Genomic DNA, 14,623 nt, shown 5'->3' on the forward strand with positions numbered 1-14,623 from the left:
TAGTGGAGTACGTGACTGCCGTTCCTCACCCCCGTTCCGAAGCCGCCGAGCCCGTCCGGTCCGGCCGCCGGAGCCTCGCCCTGGCCCTCCTGTGCGGTGCGCTCGGCGCGGCCGTGGCGCTGCTCGCGACCCGGCAGCGCTGGGCGGAGGGCACCGCGACGGTGGCCGGCGGAGCGTTCCCGCTCACCGCGAAGGGCAGCGACGTCACGGGCGTCCCGGCGGCCCTCGCCATAGTGGGCCTCGCCGCGCTCGTCGCCGTCTTCGCCGTCCGCCGGGCCGGCCGCCTCGTCGTCGCCGGGCTGCTCGCGCTGTCCGGCGCCGGGATCGCGGCCGCCGCCCTCGTGTCCGCCTCCGACAGCTCCGCGCTGGACGACAAGGCCGCCCAGGCCAGCGGCGACACCTCCGCCACGGTCGAGGCGCTCAGCCACACCGGCTGGCCCTACGTCGCGGCCGTCGGCGGGGCTCTGATCCTGCTGGCCGGCCTGCTCGCGCTGCGCTACGGCAGCCTGTGGCCCGCCATGTCCGGCCGCTACGAGCGCGGCACCGACCGCCCGCGCCGCAAGGCCCGCCCGGTCGACCCCGAGCGGCCCGAGGAGATGTGGAAGGCCCTGGACCGCGGCGAGGACCCGACCGGGGCCTGAGCCGTCGGCCACCATCGGGCGCGGCCGGTGTGGCCAGGTGCGGCCAGGTGTGGCGAACCAGACGCCCACCCCCGCGTCCGGAGCGCGCGCCCGTACGGGACAATGGGGGGAGCGTCCGGCTCGGACACTGACGGGCGGGCTCGGAGCCGTACGACACGTACGCCGCTCTCCCGGGACACGTACACAGCAACGAGGAGCACAGACATGGCGGGCAGCAGCCACGGCCACGGTCACACCCCGGCCGCCTGGACCGGCGTCATCATTTCCTTCATCGGTTTCCTGGTCGCGGGCGCCTTCATGGTGATGGCCAACACCGTCGGCTTCTGGGCCGGCATGGTGCTCATCCTCGCCGGCGCTGTGGTCGGCGGCATCATGCGCGCCATGGGCCTCGGCGCCGACCCGAAGCCGCTGAAGATGGTCGGCGGCTCCGTCGCGACTCCCGAGCCGGTGGCCGTGGAGGGCTGAGCCCTCCCGCTCCCGCCTTCGAGGGGCGGTCCGGCACCCGCAGAGGTGCGGGGCCGCCCCTCGGCTTTCCCCCGTACGCCCGCGACGACGCGCGGGCGGCACCGGCCCGCGGCACAATGCGAACGTGAACGCCGACAGCCGCGCGGCCCCGCCCGCGACAGCCGCGACCGCACCGCTCGGACGGCGGCTCGCCGTCCCGGGCGCGCTGTTCGCGGTCGTCGCCGCGGCCTTCGCGTACGTCGGCGCCGTCGACCCGAACGAGCCCGGCCACTACCCGGTCTGCCCGCTGTACCGGCTCACCGGTCTGTACTGCCCCGGCTGCGGCGGACTGCGCAGTGCGCACGCCTTCGTCCACGGCGATCTGCTCACCGCGCTGCACGACAACGCGCTGGGCGTGGCCGGCTACCTGGGCTTCGCGGTGCTGTGGAGCGTCTGGGCGGTCCGTACGGCGCGCGGCCGGCCGCTGCGGCCGGACCTCGGCCGGGCCCACCTGTGGGGCGTCGGCGTGTCGCTGCTGGTGTTCACGGCTGTCCGGAACCTGCCGTCGGGCGACTGGTTGCATCCTTGATCACCGGGGGAAGGTTCAGTATGGGGGAAGGACCGGCGTCCACTGGATGCGAAGGCACCGGCCCGCTGCGGATACCATCGCAATGACCACGGGTTTTCAGAACGTGAAGAGCCCGGGGCCCGAAGAACCTGATGAACCTGAAGGAACCACCGTCTGGAAGGGGGCCGCTCGCGTGAGTGTGCTCGACGAGATCATCGACGGAGTCCGTGCCGACCTCGCGGAGCGGCAGGCGCGCGTCAGCCTCGACGAGCTCAAGGAGCGCGCGGCCAAGGCACCCGCCGCGAAGGACGGAGTGGCCGCGCTCAAGGGCGACGGCGTCAAGGTGATCTGCGAGGTCAAGCGCTCCAGCCCCTCCAAGGGCGCGCTGGCCGCGATCGCCGACCCGGCCGGGCTGGCCGCTGACTACGAGGCGGGCGGTGCGGCCGTCATCTCCGTCCTCACCGAACAGCGCCGCTTCGGCGGCTCGCTGGCCGACCTGGAGGCCGTCCGCGCGCGCGTGGACATCCCGGTCCTGCGCAAGGACTTCATCGTCACCTCGTACCAACTGTGGGAGGCCCGGGCCTACGGCGCCGACCTCGCGCTGCTGATCGTGGCCGCGCTGGAGCAGCCCGCCCTGGAGTCCCTGATCGAGCGCGCGGTCTCCATCGGCCTGACCCCGCTCGTCGAGGTGCACGACGAGGACGAGGTCGAGCGCGCGGTGGACGCGGGCGCCAAGGTGATCGGTGTCAACGCGCGCAACCTGAAGACGCTGGAGGTCGACCGCGGCACGTTCGAGCGGGTCGCCCCGGAGATCCCGAACCACATCGTCAAGGTCGCCGAGTCCGGCGTCCGCGGCCCGCACGACCTGATCGCCTACGCCAACGCCGGCGCCGACGCGGTCCTGGTCGGCGAGTCCCTCGTCACCGGCCGCGACCCGAAGACCGCCGTCGCCGACCTGGTCGCCGCGGGCGAGCACCCCGCGCTGCGGCACGGCCGGAGCTGATCACCCGGTAGGCTGACCCCGATGACTCTCACCGTGACGACCGTGGACCGGTACGCCCGCCTGGCGCGCGGCTGCCGCCCCCGGGGCTGCCGCGCCCCGGCGAGGCGTGTCCACGGCCGCAGGGTGCGGTACGTCATCGGTGACGAACCCGGGCAGGTCAATGGCATGCGATGGCAGCAGCCAACCTGAGGGGCGCGGGGCTCTGTTTGATATGCGGCTACCGCCGCGCGGGCGCGATCAACCACAGCGATCCCGCAGTCGACTGATCACCCCGTCGCCCCACGGCGAACAGTGTCTTTTCACGCACTCACCGTGAGGTTTCGGCATGCCCAGCAACTTCTTCTTCCCTGACCCGGAGGGTCAGGTCCCCACCGCCGAAGGCTACTTCGGCGTGTTCGGCGGCAAGTTCATCCCGGAGGCCCTCGTCGCCGCCGTCGACGAGGTCGCCGTCGAGTACGACAAGGCCAAGCAGGACCCCGAGTTCGCCCGGGAACTCGACGACCTGATGGTCAACTACACCGGCCGCCCCAGTTCGCTCACCGAGGTCCCCCGCTTCGCCGAACACGCCGGCGGCGCCCGGTTGTTCCTCAAGCGCGAGGATCTCAACCACACCGGCTCGCACAAGATCAACAACGTGCTCGGCCAGGCCCTGCTCACCAAGCGCATGGGCAAGACCCGGGTCATCGCCGAGACCGGCGCCGGCCAGCACGGCGTCGCCACCGCCACCGCCTGTGCCCTGTTCGGCCTGGACTGCACCATCTACATGGGCGAGATCGACACCGAGCGCCAGGCCCTGAACGTGGCCCGCATGCGCATGCTCGGCGCCGAGGTCGTCGCGGTGAAGTCCGGCAGCCGCACCCTGAAGGACGCCATCAACGAGGCGTTCCGCGACTGGGTCGCCAACGTCGACCGCACCCACTACCTCTTCGGCACCGTCGCCGGCCCGCACCCCTTCCCGGCCATGGTCCGCGACTTCCACCGGGTCATCGGCGTCGAGGCCCGCCGCCAGATCCTGGAGCGCGCCGGGCGGCTGCCCGACGCGGCCGTCGCCTGCGTCGGCGGCGGCTCCAACGCGATCGGCCTCTTCCACGCCTTCATCCCCGACACGGACGTCCGCCTCATCGGCTGCGAACCGGCGGGGCACGGCATCGAGACCGGCGAGCACGCGGCCACCCTCACCGCCGGCGAGCCCGGCATCCTGCACGGCTCCCGGTCCTACGTGCTCCAGGACGAGGAGGGCCAGATCACCGAGCCGTACTCGATCTCGGCCGGTCTGGACTACCCCGGCATCGGCCCCGAGCACTCCTACCTGAAGGACTCGGGCCGCGGTGAGTACCGCGCGGTCACCGATGACGCGGCCATGCAGGCCCTGCGCCTGCTGTCGCGCACCGAGGGCATCATCCCGGCCATCGAGAGCGCGCACGCCCTCGCCGGCGCCCTGGAGGTCGGCAGGGAGCTGGGCAAGGACGGCCTGATCGTCGTCAACCTCTCCGGCCGCGGCGACAAGGACATGGACACCGCCGCGCGCTATTTCGGCCTGTACGACGCCGACGCCGCGGTCGCCGCCGACGCGACCGACACCGCCGAGATCGAGGGGGACGCCAAGTGAGCGGGAACATTCGGCTGCTGTCCGACACCCTCGCCGGCGCCAGGGCCGAGGGCCGCTCCGCGCTGATCGCCTACCTCCCGGCCGGGTTCCCGACCGTGGACGGCGGCATCGAGGCGATCAAGGCCGTCTTCGACGGCGGGGCGGACGTCGTGGAGGTCGGTCTGCCGCACAGCGACCCCGTCCTCGACGGCCCCGTCATCCAGACCGCCGACGACATCGCCCTGCGCGGCGGCGTCAAGATCGCGGACGTCATGCGGACGGTCAAGGAGGCCCACGGGGCCACCGGCAAGCCCGTCCTGGTCATGACGTACTGGAACCCGATCGACCGCTACGGCGTCGAGCGCTTCACCGCCGAGCTGGCCGAGGCGGGCGGCGCGGGCTGCATCCTGCCCGACCTGCCCGTCCAGGAGTCGGCGCTGTGGCGCGAGCACGCCGACAAGCACGGCCTCGCCACCGTGTTCGTCGTCGCCCCCAGCAGCAAGGACGAGCGGCTCGCACAGATCACCGCCGCGGGCAGCGGCTTCGTCTACGCCGCCTCGCTCATGGGCGTCACCGGCACCCGTGAGTCGGTCGGCGCGCAGGCCCAGAACCTGGTCGGACGCACCCGGGCCACCGGCACCGACCTGCCCGTCTGCGTCGGGCTCGGCGTCTCCAACCGCGTCCAGGCCGCCGAGGTCGCCGGCTTCGCCGACGGCGTCATCGTCGGCTCGGCGTTCGTGAAGCGGATGCTCGACGCGCCCGACCACGCGTCGGGCATCGAGGGGGTCCGCGAGCTGGCCGGAGAGCTCGCCAAGGGCGTGCGCGGACAGGCGTAACCGTCAGCAATCATCCGTAGTCACCTACAACGGAACATTCGGTCACTCGAACGGGTGGACCTGAGGCCGGGGAGGCGCGCTGCGCCTCCCCGGTTCGTTCTGGGGGTGTGAGCGAGAAAAACCGTGACGGAAAGCGCACCGCCCGGGAGCGGCTGGCGGTCGAGCGCGAGAAGCAGAAGTCCGCTGACAGGCGGCGGCGCACGCTGATCGTGGGCGCGAGCGTGGTCTGCGTCCTCGGACTCGCGGCGGTGATCGGCGTGATCGCCGCGAACGCGGGCAAGAGCGGGAGCAGTGCGAAGGCGGGCCCGGTCGTGGCGCCCTCGGGCGCGCAGGGCAAGGACAGCCTCGCGATCCCGGTCGGCAAGGACGGCGCCAGGTCGACGCTCACCGTCTGGGAGGACATGCGCTGCCCGGCCTGCCAGGCCTTCGAGACGGCCTACCGCCCGACGCTCCACGAACTGGTGGACTCCGGCAAGCTCCGAATCGAGTACCACCTGGTCCGGCTGATCGACGGCAACCTCGGCGGCACCGGCTCCCTGCGCGGCGCCAACGCCGTGGCCTGCGCCCAGGACGCCGGAAAGTTCCGCGACTACCACGACGTGCTGTACACGAACCAGCCGAAGGAGACCGACGACGCGTTCAGCAGCAACGACAAGCTGATCGCGCTGGCCGGCAAGGTGGGCGGCCTCGCCACCCCGGCCTTCCGCACGTGTGTGAACGACGGCACCCACGACAGCTGGGTGGACAAGAGCCACAAGGCCTTCCAGTCCAGCGGCTTCAGCGGCACGCCCACGGTCCTGCTCGGCGGGAAGAACATCTACGAGAACCAGAGCATGACCCCCGCCAAGCTGAAGCAGATGGTCGAGGCGGCCGGCCGCTGACCGGCGATTTCCGGACGCCCCCGTTATGGACCCGTAGCCGGGCTGCTTGCCGTCCCCACGGCCCGGCACGGTAGCGTCGGACCTGCCATGGAACTTGCCTACATTCCCAGCCCGTCGCGCGGGGTGCTGTACCTCGGCCCCATCCCGCTGCGCGGCTACGCCTTCTGCATCATCATCGGCGTCTTCGTCGCCGTCTGGCTCGGCAACAAGCGCTGGGTCGCCCGGGGCGGCCGGGCCGGCACGGTCGCGGACATCGCCGTCTGGGCGGTGCCGTTCGGCCTGGTCGGCGGTCGGCTGTACCACGTGATCACGGACTACGAGCTGTACTTCAGCCCGGGCCGTGACTGGGTGGACGCCTTCAAGGTGTGGCAGGGCGGCCTGGGCATCTGGGGCGCGATCGCGCTCGGCGCGCTCGGCGCGTGGATCGGCGCGCGGCGCCGGGGCATCCCGATGCCCGCGTACGCCGACGCCGTCGCGCCCGGCATCGCCTTCGCGCAGGCCATCGGCCGCTGGGGCAACTGGTTCAACCAGGAGCTGTACGGCCGTGAGACGCATGTTCCCTGGGCGCTGCACATCACCTCGTCCGAGGGCGGCCGGGTGCCGGGCTACTACCACCCGACCTTCCTCTACGAGTCCCTGTGGTGCATCGGCGTGGGCTTCCTGGTGATCTGGGCCGACCGCCGATTCAAGCTGGGCCACGGCCGGGCGTTCGCCCTGTACGTCGCCGCGTACTGTGTGGGCCGCGGCTGGATCGAGTACATGCGCGTGGACGACGCCCACCACATCCTGGGCCTCCGCCTCAACGACTGGACCGCGATGATCGTGTTCCTGCTGGCGGTGGCCTACATGGTGGTGTCCGCGAAGCTGCGGCCGGGCCGTGAGGCCGTGGTGGAACCGGGTGCCTCGGAGGCCGTGGCCGACGGTACGGAAGAGGCCGCCGAGAGCGGGACCGAGGACGTCGAGGACAAGGTCGAGGACAAGACCGAGCCCGATGCCGAGCCCGCTGCCGCGGAGGCGAAGGCCGAGGCCGAGGCCGAGTCGGGGACGTCGAAGACCTGACGGCAGGCCGTACGAGTACAGGGCGCCCTGACCGGGGCGCCCTTCGCGTGTGCGGTCAGCTCCGGCGTGCCGGCGCCAGCGTGCGCTGGGCCACGGCCACCAGCGCTGTGCCGACGAAGCGCCCGTCCGGCAGGGCCCGGGCGCCCGCTTCCGTCGCCGCTGCCTCAAGAACCGTCTGTCCCGCCTCGATCTCCTCCGGCGTGGGCAGGCAGGCCCGTTCGATCACCGGCAGCTGGCGGGGGTGGATCGCGGCGCGGCCCAGGAAGCCGAGGGCGCGGCCGTGGGCGCAGGAGGCGGTGAGGCCGGCCAGGTCGCGGGTGTCGGGGTGGGCCGACCGGGGCGGTGGCGCGAGCCCCGCCGCGCGGGCGGCGACGATCACCCGGGAGCGCGGCCGGTCGAGGCCCGCGTCGGCCCCGTACCCCCAGGTCGGCCCGGAGATCCGCCCCGCCGAGGGCGATGCCCCGCAGGGCGGGGTGCGCGGTGGCGACGGCGTAGGCGCGCTCGATGCCGAGGGCCGTCTCCAGCAGGGTGGCGGCGAGCGGACCGGCGAAGAGGGTCGCGAGATCCAGCACCCGCAGACCGGCGAGGGGCGGTGCCGACGGGAGTGTCGTCGGGGGTGCCGTCGAGGGTGTCGCCGTCCTCATGCGTGGTACTGGTCCTCGATCTCCGGGCGGTACGGCATCGACGCCGACGCCCCGGCCCGCTGGACGGAGATCGCCGCCGCGGCGGCCGCCCAGGACAGGGCCTCCCGCACCGGCTTCTCCTCGGCGAGGGCCACGGCGAGCGCGCCGACGAAGGTGTCCCCGGCGCCCGTGGAGTCGACGGCGGTCACCTGCGGCGCGGCGACGACGAGCGGTTCGGTGCCCCGGGACCGGTACAGACAGCCGGTCGAGCCCAGGGTGACGACGACCTCCGGCACCAGTTCCAGCAGCGCGGCGGCGGCCTCGCGCGGGTCGGTGCGGCCGGTGAGGGTGACCGCCTCGTACTCGTTGGGCACCAGCAGGTCGGTCGCGGCGAGGAGTTCGGGCGGCAGCGGCTGGGCGGGGGACGGGGTGAGCACCGTACGGATGCCGTGCCGTCGGGCGGCCTGCGCGCCCGCGACGACCGCGGCCAGCGGGATCTCCAGCTGGAGCAGCAGCGCGTCGGCGGAGGCGATCAGTCCCTCGTCGCCGGGGGAGAGGTGGTCGACGGTGCCGTTCGCGCCGGGGATGACGACGATCGCGTTGCCGCCCTCGTCGTCGACCACGATGTGCGCGGTGCCGGACGGGCCCTCGACCGTGCGCAGGAAGTCGGTGTCCACGCCGGAGTGTTCGAGGGTGTCGCGCATCCGCAGCCCGAAGGCGTCGTTGCCGACCGCGCCGACCATCGAGACGGTGGCGCCGGCGCGGGCCGCGGCGATCGCCTGGTTGGCGCCCTTGCCGCCGGGGATCGTGCGGAACTCCCGTCCGGTCACGGTCTCGCCGCGCTGCGGGGCCTTCGCGACGTAGGTGACGAGGTCCATGTTCGTACTGCCGAGGACGACGATGTGGGTCATGAGCGGGTCGTCTCCACAAGGGTGAGGTGGGCGAGGGTGTCGAAGCCGGTGCCGTCGAAGTCGGCGACGGTGCTGGCGAGCCGGTTCTTCAGCGGGGCCCGCCAGTGTTCGGGGAGCGCCGCCGGGCCGCCCGCGAGGAGACCGGCGACGCTGCCGGCCGTGGCACCGTTGGAGTCGGTGTCCCAGCCTCCGGACACCGCACGGCGGATCGAGCCGGTGAAGTCGCCGTCGGCGTGGGCGAGGGCGGCGACGGTCAGGGCGGTGTTGGGGACGGCGTGCACCCAGTGGTGGGTGGACCCGTACAGGGCGTGCAGCTCGTCCACGACCGCGTCGAAGTCCTCGTGGGAGCAGGCGAGTCGCAGTGCGTGGTCGATCGCCTGCGCGAGCCGTGAGCGGGGCGGGACCACGCTGCGGCCGGTGCGCAGACAGGCGTGGACGTCCTGGGTGCCGGTGGCGGCGGTGGCGATGACGGCGGCTGTGAACATCGCCGCGTAGACGCCGTTGGCGGTGTGCGTCAACGCCGCGTCGCGGTAGGCCTGTTCGGCGGCGCCGGCCGGGTCGCCGGGGTTGGTCCAGCCGTGCACGTCGGCGCGGATCAGGGCGCCGATCCACTCGCGGAAGGGGTTGCGGTGCCGGGCCGTGTACGGGGGTTCGATGCCGGAGAGGAGGTTGCGGTAGGCGATGCGCTCGGCGGTGAACGTGCGGCCGGGCGGGAGTTCGTCCAGCCAGAGCCGGGCCACGTCCGTGGTGGTGAACGTCCGTCCGTGCCGCCGCAGGAGCAGCAGGTTCAGCAGGGGGTAGTTGAGGTCGTCGTCCTCCGGCATGCCGTCGATGTTCTCGGCGAGGGAGGTGGTGGCCGAGCGGCGGTTCCAGGGGTGCTCGGCGAGCAGGTCGTCCGGTACGCCGACGGCGGTGAAGTAGCCGGCGAGTGGCCAGTTTCCGGCGGCGCGGGCGAGGGCGCGCAGGGCGTCGAGGGGGAGTTTCTCGACGGGTTTGCCGAGCAGACAGCCGACGGCCCGGCCGAGCCAGGCGGCTTCGAGCGCGGCGCGGGTGGCGGTACCGCCGGACGGGGCGGGCCACTGGGGGCACCGGGACCTGATCCCGTCCAGGTCCGTCGGCTCGTCGTCGGCCAACCGGCTGGGCAGGTCGGCCAGTTCGTCCAGCAGGTCCTCCGCCAGCAGCCGCAGATACCGGGACACCCGGTGCGGCGACGCCCCCGCCCGTTCCGGCGCGTCCGGGCCGCCGGCCGCCCGCCAGCGGGCCTCGATCGCCGAGGGCGACCGGCCGTCCAGGCGGGCCTGGCGGAGTTCGTGGCCGAGCAGGTCCTCCGGCTGGACCCAGGTCAGTCGGAGCATGCGGCGCCTCCGAGTGCCGTGACGGCCCGCTCGTGCGCACGGCGGCGGCGTACGTCCGCCGCGAAGATCTCGCGCGTGACCTCGGTGAGCGTGCGGGCAGGCGCCCACAGGTCGAGCCGGCTGGCCTCCGCGACCGTCTTCGCCCACTCCTCGGGGACGGGCGAGCCGAGGGCGCCCGCGAGGGCACCGGCCATCGTGGCGATCGAGTCGCAGTCGCGGCCGTAGTTGACCGCGCCGAGCACGGCGTGCCGGTGGTCGCCGCCGGAGACGAGCAACATGCCGAGCGCGACGGGCAGTTCCTCGATCGCGTGCAGCCGGGAGGGGCGCCGGGCGGCGAGCGAGGGGGCGCGGTAGTCCGGGCCGACGGTGTCGTACGGGGCGACCGCCGCGCGCAGCGGCCCGAGCGCCGACTCGAAGTCCCGGTGCCGTACCGCGACTTCGCAGACCTTCTCGATCGCCTCGCGCGTGCCGTCCTTCGCCAGGGCGAGGCAGGCCGCGACGACCGAGTCGGGGGTCGCGCCCGGGGTCGCGGCGGCGGCGACGGCCGCGGCGAGGACACCGGCTGCCTCCCGGCCGTACGACGACTGGTGCGCACCGGCGATGTCCAGCGCCTCGGCGTAAGCGGCGGCCGGGTTGGCCGCGTTGACCAGGCCGACGGGAGCCATGTACATCGCCGCACCGCAGTTGACGATGTTGCCGACGCCCGCCTCCCGGGGGTCGGCGTGACCGTGGGCGAGCCGGGCCACCAGCCACTTCTCGGCGAGGAAGAGGCGGTGCAGGGGCAGGGCCTCGGCCTCCAGCTCCGGGATCCAGCGGGGGGTGGTCATCAGGTCCGGGACCAGGTGCTCGGCGACGGCGTACGCGTCGAGGTGGTCGCGGACGCGGGCGTAGACCCGGACCAGCGCATGGGTCATCAGCGTGTCGTCGGTGACGTGGCCGTCGCCCTTGTGGTACGGCGCGATCGGGCGGGCGGTGCGCCAGGCGTCGCCGTGCCAGGGGCCGACGACGCCGTGCACCCGGCCGCCGTGGCGTTCGGCGATCTGCTCGGGGGAGTACCCCTCGACCGGGCCGCCGAGGGCGTCGCCGACGGCGGCGCCGACGAGGGCCCGGGTGATGCGTTCGTCGAGACCGACGGGGTCTGTTTCATGAATTAGTTCTGTTTCACAGCTCAGTTCATGTTCTGTGACGGCATGGGAATTTCTGGGCGTCATGCCCCGAATCATCCTCCTGGCCGGGCCGGTTGTGCGGCTTCCAGGAGTCCGGCGAGTTCCACCAGGTCGGTGCCGGTGAGGCGGGGCAGGGCGCAGCCGGACAGGGTGCGGCAGGCGTCCCGCCAAGCCTGCGGGATGCAGGCGCCGCCGCCCAGCGCCCCGGTGAGGGCACCCGCGAGGGCGGGCGCCGAGTCGGCGACACGGGACAGACAGGCGGCGGCGGGTACGGCCGTGTCGATCCGGCCGCCGGCCGCGGTGGCGAGGGCGAGGGCGACCGGCACGGTTTCCGCGGCGGCGATGCCGTAGCTGTAGACGTGGTCGACGATCTGGTGCTCCAGCAGCGGGACGAGGGCGAAGGCGGACTCGCAGCCTTCGGCGAGGGCCAGGGCGTGGCGCGCGTTGCGGCCGATCTCGGAGTCGGCGGGGAGCTCCGCGAGCGCGGCGCCCACGCAGCGCTCCGGGCCGGCGCCGGTGAGGGCGAGCGCGAGTGCCGCGGCCATGGCGCGGGCGCCGTGCACGCCGTCGCCGTCCTGGGTGTAGCGGGCGTCGAACTCGGCGAGTGCGGCGGCGCGTTCGGGATCGCCGGGGTGGGCGACGGCGAGGACGCAGGCACGGACGCAGGCGGCGTCGTCGAAGTAGTGCGGGTTGTCGTGGCCGGTGGCGGGCGGGCGCAGGCCGGCGGCGAGGTTGCCGAGACCGGCGCGGACCGAGATGCGGGCGCGCAGCGGGAGGACGGCGGACTCGATCTCGGGCGCGCGCTCGGCCGCGGCGGCGACCTCCGCGGCCACGGCGGTCCAGGTGAGGTCGATGGCGGCGCGGGTACGGCGCTCCCGGCTGAGGTCGCCGAGGACGTCGTCGTCGCCGGCCCGCAGCACCGCCTCCGCGGCGAAGGCCGCCCACTCGGCGTCGTCGGAGGGGCCGAGGTGCAGCGGCTCGGGCGGCTGGTTGAGGGCGATCGGCACCGGGAGAGTGGTGGTGGCGTTCTGCTCGGCGAAGGTGTCCAGCTCGCGGGTGAGCCGGCGGGTCCACTCGGGCATACGGGCGGCGCGGTGTCGCGCGGCCGGCCAGCCGGCGGCGTCGCCTGCCGCGAGGCCGAGCAGGAGCCCCTCGATACGGCGTACGGTCATGACAGCACCTCACTGTCCGAGTGCCCGGCCAGCGGGCTTCGTACCGTGGGGCGGGGCGGTCCGGGTTCGGGTACCAGCAGCTCCGCCACCTCCAGCACATGGTGGCCCGCCATCGACGGCAGACAGCGGCCCCGGGACGGGCCGATCGCCGCGGACCAGTGGGCGGGGATCGCCGCCGCGCCCCGGGTCGCGCCGGACAGGGCGCCCGCCACCGCCGCCGTCGTGTCCGCGTCGCGGCCCATGTTGACAGCCGTCAGGACCGACTCCCGGAAGTCGCCGTCGGCCGCCGCGTACGCGCCGAAGGCGAGGGCGACCGCCTCGGGCGCCAGGTCGGTCCAGGGGTAGCCGCCGATGACCACCGCGCAGCGCACCGCCCGTGCGCCGCGGTGGGCCACCGCCACCGCACGCCGCAGGGAGCGTGCCGTCCAGGAGTCCTCGGGGATCACCGCCAGGGCCGCGGCGATCACCAGCGGGAGCGGGGCGCCGGTCATCGCCGCCGCCACGCCCGCCGCCACCGCCTGGCCGCCGTAGATGCCCTCGCCCTCGTGGCTCACCGAGCCGTCGATCGCCACGAGGCGGGCGGCCTCGGCGGGGCGGCCGGCCGCGAAGACGCCGAACGGTGCCGCCCGCATCGCCAGACCGTCGCTCCAGGCGTGGCGGTGCTGGGCGGAGATCGGGGCCGCGAGGCCCCGGCGCAGGTTCTCCAGCGTGCCGCGCTCGCTGAAGCCGGCGCCGCGGAAGGGGCCTTCGGCCCGGTCGGCGATCCACTCGTGCCAGGCCGCCTCCACATGGGCCGGGGTGAGCGCCGAGCCGTGCCGGGCGAGCAGCAGTCCCGAGAAGAGCGCGTACTCCGTGTCGTCCGTCCCGCAGGGGTGCTCGGTGACGTAGTCCGTGATGCGGCCCCAGCGGGCGCGGATCTCGGAGGGCCTGAGGTTCTCCGCGGGCGCGCCCAGCGCGTCGCCCACGGCGAGGCCGAGCAGCGCGCCGCGCGCCCGTTCGCGCGGCCCGGCGGTGTCCCCGGCCCCGGCCCCGTCCCCGGCGGCCGGGGCCGGGGACGGGGGAGTGCAGGCGATCGATGCCATGGCGGGCTCCTTCGGCGGGACCACGAACACGCTTTGCGGATGTGTCCCACGGGTCGCCGTCGGGTGTGCCTCCGAGCGGCTCCCGTCACCCAGTCGGCATCTGAGCCTCAGTCGGCACGGATGAGCAAAGTCGGGTAAAGCCGCAGGTTAGCCCAGCCTTCCCTTGCTGGCGAAGAGGAAGTGATCGGCGTACCTTCGCTGTTGTCGAAGAATAGAACTCGTCCAAAGTTAGCTTTGGCTAAGCTATCCCGGGGGCTCCCATGGCCATCATCGAAACCGAGGCCGCGCTGCACGAGGCGCACCGCGACAACCACACGCACCGCGATGTCAACGGCGGCTGGCTGCGCCCCGCCGTCTTCGGTGCGATGGACGGCCTGGTCTCCAACCTCGCCCTGCTGACCGGCGTGGCCGGCGGTTCCGTCGGCCACCAGACGATCGTCATCACCGGGCTGGCGGGGCTCGCCGCCGGTGCCTTCTCGATGGCCGCCGGCGAGTACACCTCCGTCGCCTCCCAGCGCGAGCTGGTCGAGGCCGAGCTCGACGTCGAGCGCTGCGAGCTGCGCAAGCACCCGCAGGACGAGGAGAACGAGCTCGCCGCACTCTACGTCTCCCGGGGCGTCGAGCCCGGGCTGGCCCGTGAGGTCGCGCGGCAGCTGTCCAAGGACCCCGAGCAGGCGCTGGAGATCCACGCCCGCGAAGAACTGGGGATCGACCCCGGCGACCTGCCGTCGCCGCTGGTCGCGGCCGTCTCGTCGTTCGGGTCCTTCGCGCTCGGCGCGCTGCTGCCCGTGCTGCCGTTCCTGCTCGGCGCGACCGCGCTGTGGCCCGCCCTGCTGCTGGCCCTCGTCGGGCTGTTCGGCTGTGGTGCCGTGGTGGCCCGGGTGACCGCGCGGAGCTGGTGGTACAGCGGCCTGCGGCAGCTCGCGCTCGGCGGTGCGGCCGCCGGTGTGACATACGCCCTGGGCAGCCTGTTCGGAACGGCCGTAGGATAGTGCTACCGGTACTTATGCGATGGGCCGCATAAGTACCCGTTACTCGCTGGTTTCGAATGCTTAACCACCGGGCATGAGCCGTAAGCGCCGCGGGCAACGACGCCTGTCGCACCCCCATGGGGCGAGTGAAGACGCTCTCCCCGCCCCCCGTGGGCCGCCGGACGCCGATCCGATCGATCTTTGTCCGCGACGGTCCCCTCGCCATGTCGCCGCCCCGCGCGGTACCGCCGTCACCCCGCGGCACCACTCGCCGTCTCGTGCGGCACCGCTGCCATGTACCCCGTGGCGTCCGCATGTTGGAA

At 73.6% G+C, this 14,623-nt stretch carries 15 protein-coding genes and 1 pseudogene; 10 read left to right on the forward strand and 6 right to left on the reverse strand.

The genetic code is table 11. The features are described 5' to 3' along the window. The first annotated feature begins 2 nt into the window (after positions 1-2). The 9 genes from ACZ4MF_RS02310 to lgt all read left to right on the forward strand — a co-directional run bounded on the left by ACZ4MF_RS02310 (position 3) and on the right by lgt (position 7,020). Complete coding sequence (locus ACZ4MF_RS02310; protein ID WP_467488990.1) at positions 3-641, forward strand: TIGR02234 family membrane protein; 639 nt, start codon at positions 3-5, stop codon at positions 639-641. Positions 642-845: 204 nt separating this feature from the next. After that, positions 846-1,106: an HGxxPAAW family protein gene (locus tag ACZ4MF_RS02315; protein WP_467488992.1), complete on the forward strand. Its 261-nt coding sequence runs from the start codon at positions 846-848 to the stop codon at positions 1,104-1,106. Positions 1,107-1,230: 124 nt separating this feature from the next. Then, positions 1,231-1,674 (forward strand): DUF2752 domain-containing protein, encoded by a 444-nt coding sequence (locus ACZ4MF_RS02320; protein ID WP_467488994.1) that lies wholly within the window; start codon positions 1,231-1,233, stop codon positions 1,672-1,674. A gap of 172 nt (positions 1,675-1,846) precedes the next feature. Next, on the forward strand, positions 1,847-2,656 hold the full coding sequence (gene trpC / locus ACZ4MF_RS02325) for an indole-3-glycerol phosphate synthase TrpC (protein ID WP_071382776.1): 810 nt from the start codon (positions 1,847-1,849) through the stop codon (positions 2,654-2,656). Positions 2,657-2,677: 21 nt separating this feature from the next. Beyond that, the gene (trpM, locus tag ACZ4MF_RS02330) at positions 2,678-2,845 is read left to right on the forward strand and encodes a tryptophan biosynthesis modulator TrpM (RefSeq protein ID WP_351800536.1); all 168 of its coding nucleotides are present in this window, start codon (positions 2,678-2,680) and stop codon (positions 2,843-2,845) included. Between the two features lie 136 nt (positions 2,846-2,981). Continuing rightward, entirely contained in the window at positions 2,982-4,265 is a 1,284-nt protein-coding gene (gene trpB / locus ACZ4MF_RS02335) for a tryptophan synthase subunit beta (RefSeq protein WP_467488997.1), read from the forward strand. Beyond that, positions 4,262-5,080, forward strand: coding sequence for a tryptophan synthase subunit alpha (gene trpA, locus ACZ4MF_RS02340; RefSeq protein ID WP_467488999.1), 819 nt, complete (start codon positions 4,262-4,264; stop codon positions 5,078-5,080). The genes trpB and trpA overlap by 4 nt, the downstream gene beginning before the upstream one ends. 107 nt (positions 5,081-5,187) lie before the next feature. Then, the gene (locus ACZ4MF_RS02345) at positions 5,188-5,961 is read left to right on the forward strand and encodes a DsbA family protein (RefSeq protein WP_467489001.1); all 774 of its coding nucleotides are present in this window, start codon (positions 5,188-5,190) and stop codon (positions 5,959-5,961) included. Between the two features lie 87 nt (positions 5,962-6,048). Then, positions 6,049-7,020 (forward strand): prolipoprotein diacylglyceryl transferase, encoded by a 972-nt coding sequence (gene lgt / locus ACZ4MF_RS02350; RefSeq protein ID WP_467489003.1) that lies wholly within the window; start codon positions 6,049-6,051, stop codon positions 7,018-7,020. Positions 7,021-7,075: 55 nt separating this feature from the next. On the opposite strand, the pseudogene ACZ4MF_RS02355 reads toward lgt, so the two are convergent. The 6 genes and pseudogenes from ACZ4MF_RS02355 to ACZ4MF_RS02380 form a co-directional block, all read right to left on the reverse strand. Further along, a pseudogene (locus tag ACZ4MF_RS02355) lies at positions 7,076-7,625 on the reverse strand (aldolase/citrate lyase family protein); the annotation flags it as partial. Positions 7,626-7,660: 35 nt separating this feature from the next. Next, entirely contained in the window at positions 7,661-8,554 is an 894-nt protein-coding gene (gene rbsK / locus ACZ4MF_RS02360; protein ID WP_356021114.1) for a ribokinase, read from the reverse strand. After that, positions 8,551-9,909, reverse strand: a complete 1,359-nt coding sequence (locus ACZ4MF_RS02365) for an ADP-ribosylglycohydrolase family protein (protein WP_467489005.1) — start codon at positions 9,907-9,909, stop codon at positions 8,551-8,553. Before ACZ4MF_RS02365 ends, rbsK begins: the two co-directional genes overlap by 4 nt. After that, complete coding sequence (locus ACZ4MF_RS02370) at positions 9,897-11,120, reverse strand: ADP-ribosylglycohydrolase family protein (RefSeq protein WP_467489007.1); 1,224 nt, start codon at positions 11,118-11,120, stop codon at positions 9,897-9,899. The genes ACZ4MF_RS02365 and ACZ4MF_RS02370 overlap by 13 nt, the downstream gene beginning before the upstream one ends. Positions 11,121-11,128: 8 nt before the next feature. Next, positions 11,129-12,247, reverse strand: coding sequence for an ADP-ribosylglycohydrolase family protein (locus tag ACZ4MF_RS02375; protein WP_467489009.1), 1,119 nt, complete (start codon positions 12,245-12,247; stop codon positions 11,129-11,131). Continuing rightward, positions 12,244-13,329: an ADP-ribosylglycohydrolase family protein gene (locus tag ACZ4MF_RS02380; protein WP_467489011.1), complete on the reverse strand. Its 1,086-nt coding sequence runs from the start codon at positions 13,327-13,329 to the stop codon at positions 12,244-12,246. The genes ACZ4MF_RS02375 and ACZ4MF_RS02380 overlap by 4 nt, the downstream gene beginning before the upstream one ends. A gap of 260 nt (positions 13,330-13,589) precedes the next feature. Here ACZ4MF_RS02380 and ACZ4MF_RS02385 point away from each other — a divergent pair, with 260 nt between their 5' ends. Next, the gene (locus ACZ4MF_RS02385; protein ID WP_467489013.1) at positions 13,590-14,321 is read left to right on the forward strand and encodes a VIT1/CCC1 transporter family protein; all 732 of its coding nucleotides are present in this window, start codon (positions 13,590-13,592) and stop codon (positions 14,319-14,321) included. The last annotated feature ends 302 nt before the right edge of the window (positions 14,322-14,623 follow it).

Source organism: Streptomyces sp. NPDC025793 (assembly GCF_055558375.1).